At 74.0% G+C, this 4531-nt stretch carries 2 protein-coding genes; both read left to right on the plus strand.

Annotated elements, in window-relative coordinates; translation table 11 throughout:
• Positions 1 to 639: beta-ketoacyl reductase (locus ACF1GV_RS42450; protein ID WP_391692510.1), on the plus strand; the 639-nt coding region annotated here is incomplete at its 5' end.
• 4 nt (positions 640 to 643) lie between these two features.
• Positions 644 to 4531: type I polyketide synthase (locus ACF1GV_RS42455; protein WP_391692512.1), on the plus strand; the 3888-nt coding region annotated here is incomplete at its 3' end.

The following is a 4531-nucleotide window of genomic DNA, read 5'->3' on the forward strand; positions in this document are numbered from 1 at the left end:
TCCGCGGCCCAGGGGCTGGCACTGTTCGACGCCGCGTGCGCGGCCGGCGAGGCGCACCTGCTGCCCATCCGGCTCGACGTGGCGGCGCTGCGGCGGCGGGCCGAAGACGACTCTCTTCCGGCGCTGCTGCGGGGTCTGGCCCAGCGCCGGGTGCGTCGTAGCACGGCGGAGGCCGGCGTGCGACGGCCCGCGGAGCTGTCGCTCGCCGAGCGGCTCGCCCGGGTGTCCGGGGAGCAGCGGGCGCAAGCGCTGGAGGATTTGGTCGTCGCGCAGGTGGCGGCCGTGCTGGGCCACGCGTCGACGGCCGCGATCGAGCCGGACCGCGCCTTCAAGGACATCGGGTTCGACTCGCTGACGGCGGTCGAGCTGCGGAACCGGCTCAACACGGCCACCGGGCTGCGGCTGCCCGCCACCCTGGTCTTCGACCAGCCGACTCCGCAGGCGATCGCCCGGTTCGTGGAGCGGAAGCTGTTCCCGCAGGAGACCGCGCAGACCGCCGTGGCGGCCGCGGAGGCGCCCCGCGGGACCGCGCATGACACCGTCCACGCCATCCACGCCATCGACGAGATGGATGTCGACCTCCTCATCAACCTTGCTTTCGACGGCGACAGCGCCGGATCCGACGCGGAGCGTGAGTGACCCCATGAGCAACCCCAATGACAAGGTCGTCGCCGCCCTGCGGGCGTCCCTGAAGGAGACCGAGCGGCTGCGGCAGCACAACCGCGAGCTCACCGAGCGCGGCCGCGAGCCGATCGCGATCGTCGCGATGAGCTGCCGCTACCCGGGCGGGGTAGGCACCCCGGAGGACCTGTGGCGGCTGGTGGCCGCGGGCGAGGACGCGGTGTCAAAGTTCCCGACGGACCGCGGCTGGGACCTGGACGGGCTCTATGACCACGGGGGATTCCTGTACGACGCCGCCGAGTTCGACCCGGCGTTCTTCGGGATCTCGCCCCGTGAGGCGCTCGCCATGGACCCGCAGCAGCGGCTGCTCCTGGAGACCTCCTGGGAGGCCGTGGAACGGGCCGGCATCGACCCGAGGACCCTGCGCGGCAGCCGTACGGGCGTCTTCGCGGGCGTCATGTACCACGACTACGGCACGCTGGTCGACGCGTCGCCGGACGCCGTCGAGGGCTACGTCTACAACGGCAGCGCGGGCAGCGTCGCCTCCGGCCGGGTGGCCTACACGCTGGGCCTGGAGGGGCCCGCGGTGACGGTCGACACCGCCTGTTCCTCCTCGTTGATCGCGCTGCATCTGGCGGTGCAGTCGCTGCGCAACGGCGAGTGCTCGCTGGCGCTCGCCGGTGGTGTGGCGGTGATGTCGACGCCGACGCTGTTCGACGAGTTCAGCCGTGGGCAGGGACACGGGCTGGCGCCGGACGGACGCTGCAAGGCGTTCGCGGACAGCGCCGACGGGACCAGCCTGTCGGAGGGCGCGGGTCTGCTGCTGCTGGAGCGGCTGTCGGACGCGCGCCGCAACGGCCACCCCGTGCTGGCGGTGGTCCGCTCCACAGCGGCCAACCAGGACGGCGCCAGCAACGGCCTCACCGCCCCCAACGGTCCCGCCCAGGAGCGGGTGATCCGGGACGCGCTGGCCGCCGCCGGGCTGACCGGCGCGGACGTCGACGCGGTCGAGGCGCACGGCACCGGCACCACCCTCGGCGACCCCATCGAGGCACACGCCCTCCTGGCCACCTACGGACAGGACCACAGCCCCGAACAGCCCCTCTGGCTCGGCTCGCTCAAGTCCAACATCGGCCACACCCAGGCCGCCGCCGGCGTCGGCGGCGTCATCAAGATGGTCATGGCCATGCGCCACGGCCTGCTGCCCCGGACCCTCCACGTCGACACACCCTCCACCCACGTCGACTGGGACTCCGGAGCCGTCTCGCTGCTGGCCGAGGAGCGTCCCTGGCCGGCCGCCGGCCGGCCGCGCCGTGCGGCCGTGTCGTCCTTCGGTGTGAGCGGCACGAACACGCACGCCGTCCTGGAAGAGGCCCCGGCGGAGGAGTCCGCCGAGGACGCGCCGGAGCGCGGCGCCGGGATGCCGGTCCTACCGTGGGTGCTGTCCGCGCGGTCGACGGACGCGTTGCGCGAACAGGCCGCAGGACTCCGGAAGTTCGTCCACTCGGACCCCGTCGACGTCGGCTTCTCGCTGGCCACAGGGCGTTCGGTCTTCGAGCACCGCGCGGTGCTGTACGACAGCGGTCCCCGCGGGCTCGAAGCGGCGCTGGCGGCGCTCGCCGACGGCACGGACGGAGCTCCGGGGCTGGTGACGGGCGCGGGTCACCGCGCTGCCCGGACGGCCTTCCTGTTCACCGGACAGGGCAGCCAGTACCAGGGCATGGGACGTGAACTCCACGCCGCCTACCCGGTGTTCGCCGCCACCTTTGACGAGGTCTGCGCCGCCCTGGACCCGCACATGGACCGTCCGCTGCGTGAGGTGGTGTTCGCCGGGCCGGGCACACCGGAGGCGGAGCTCCTGGACCGGACGCAGTACACCCAGACGGGCCTGTTCGCTGTCGAGGTCGCGCTGTTCCGGCTGGTGGAGGCATGGGGGCTGCGGCCCGCCGCGCTGCTGGGCCACTCCGTCGGCGAGCTGGCGGCGGCCCATGTGGCGGGGGTGCTGTCACTGCCGGACGCCTGCGCGCTGGTGGCTGCTCGTGGCCGGCTGATGCAGGCCCTGCCGACGGGCGGGGCGATGGTATCCGTGCGCGCCTCCGAGGACGAGGTCATGGAGGTGCTGGCCGGGCGCACGGACCGGGCATCCGTCGCCGCGGTCAACGGCCCGCAATCCGTCGTCGTGTCGGGCGACGAGGACGTGGTACTCGCGGTGGCCGCCGAACTGGCCGAGCGGGACCGGCGCACCAAACGGCTCAATGTCAGCCACGCCTTCCACTCGCCCCGCATGGACGCCATACTCGACGACTTCCGCGCGGTCGCGCGCTCGCTGCGGTACAGCGATCCGCTGATCCCGGTCGTCTCCGACGTGACCGGCCGTACGGCGACCGCCGAGGAGCTGACCGACCCGGAGTACTGGGTGCGCCATGTGCGCCAGGCGGTGCGGTTCGCTGACGGAATGCGGACGCTGGGCGAACTGGGCGTCGGCAGCTGCCTGGAACTCGGTCCCGGCGGGGTGCTCTCCGGCATGGGCCAGGACTGTCTGCCCGGTGACGCCGTGGCGTTCGCCGCCGCGCTGCGCCGGGACCGCGCCGAGCCGTTGTCGGTGGTGGAGGCGGTGGCGACGGTGTTCGCCCACGGCGCCCGCGTCGACTGGGCGGCGCTGTTCGCCGACAGCGGTGCCCGGCGCGTGGATCTGCCGACCTATCCCTTCCAGCGGCAGCGCTACTGGCCGAAGGCCCCGTCCGGCGCGTCCGGGGACGTACGCTCCCTGGGCCTGGAGCCGGTGGACCATCCGCTGCTGGGTGCCGTGCTGGAAAGCGCAGACGGCGACGAGCTGCTGTTCACCAGCCGGGTCTCGCTCGCCGCCCAGCCGTGGATCCGCGGCCACCGTGTCGAGGGCGCCGCCCTGCTGCCGGGCACCGCGCTGGCCGAGCTGGCCGTACGGGCCGGGGACAGGGCCGGGTGCCCGCTGCTGGAGGAACTGACCCTGGAGGCGCCGCTGGTGCTGCCCGAGGACGGTGGCCTACTTCTCCAGGTGCGGCTCCGTGCCGCCGACGCGTCCGGTCGGCGCACCCTGACCGTGCACGCGCGGCCCGACGGCGACGCGACGCAGGACGGCCTGTCGTGGACGCGCCACGCGAGCGGCACCCTGGGCCCGGAGGGCACCGGCGCCGGGCAGGACCTCAGCGGGCCCTGGCCGCCTACCGGGGCCGAGCCACTCGACATCGAGGGCCGCTACGACCGGTTCGAGGCCGACGGCTTCGCGTACGGCCCCGAGTTTCGGGGTCTGCGGTCCGCGTGGCGGCGCGGTGACGAGGTGTTCGCCGAGGTCGCACTGCCAGAGGAACTGGCGGGTGACGCCGCGGACTTCGAGCTGCACCCCGCGCTGTTCGACGCCGCGCTGCAGACGGTCGGCCTCAGTGGCCTTGCCGAGGACGCCGCGGCGGCACTGATGCCGTTCTCCTGGCGGGGTGTACGCCTGCACGCCTCGGGCGCGACCGTACTGCGAGTGCGGCTGGCCGTGACGGGTCGGGAGGAGGTACGGCTCGACGCGGCGGACGCCCTGGGCAGTCCGGTCCTGACCGTCGACTCGCTCGCGCTGCGGCCGCTGTCCGGCCGAGCGGCGCAGGCCGCTGCCGCGGCGAGCCTGCGGGACGCGCTGTTCCGCGTGGAGTGGGTGCCGGTCGAGGCCACGCAGGCGGCGGGGCCGGAGCCGGTCTGGCTGGCCGCCGACGAGGGCCTCGACGGCGTCGGGGCTCCCGAGGTCGTGGTCGCTCCTTGCCCGCGCGGTGAACGGGCCTCGCTGCATTGGGCGTTGGGCCTGGTGAAGGAGTGGCTGGCGGAGGAGCGGTTCGCCGACTCCCGGCTGGTGCTGCTCACCCGCAACGCCGTCGTTACCTCACCCGAGGAC

Source organism: Streptomyces sp. NPDC014006 (assembly GCF_043088925.1).
In the GTDB taxonomy this organism is placed as follows: domain Bacteria; phylum Actinomycetota; class Actinomycetes; order Streptomycetales; family Streptomycetaceae; genus Streptomyces.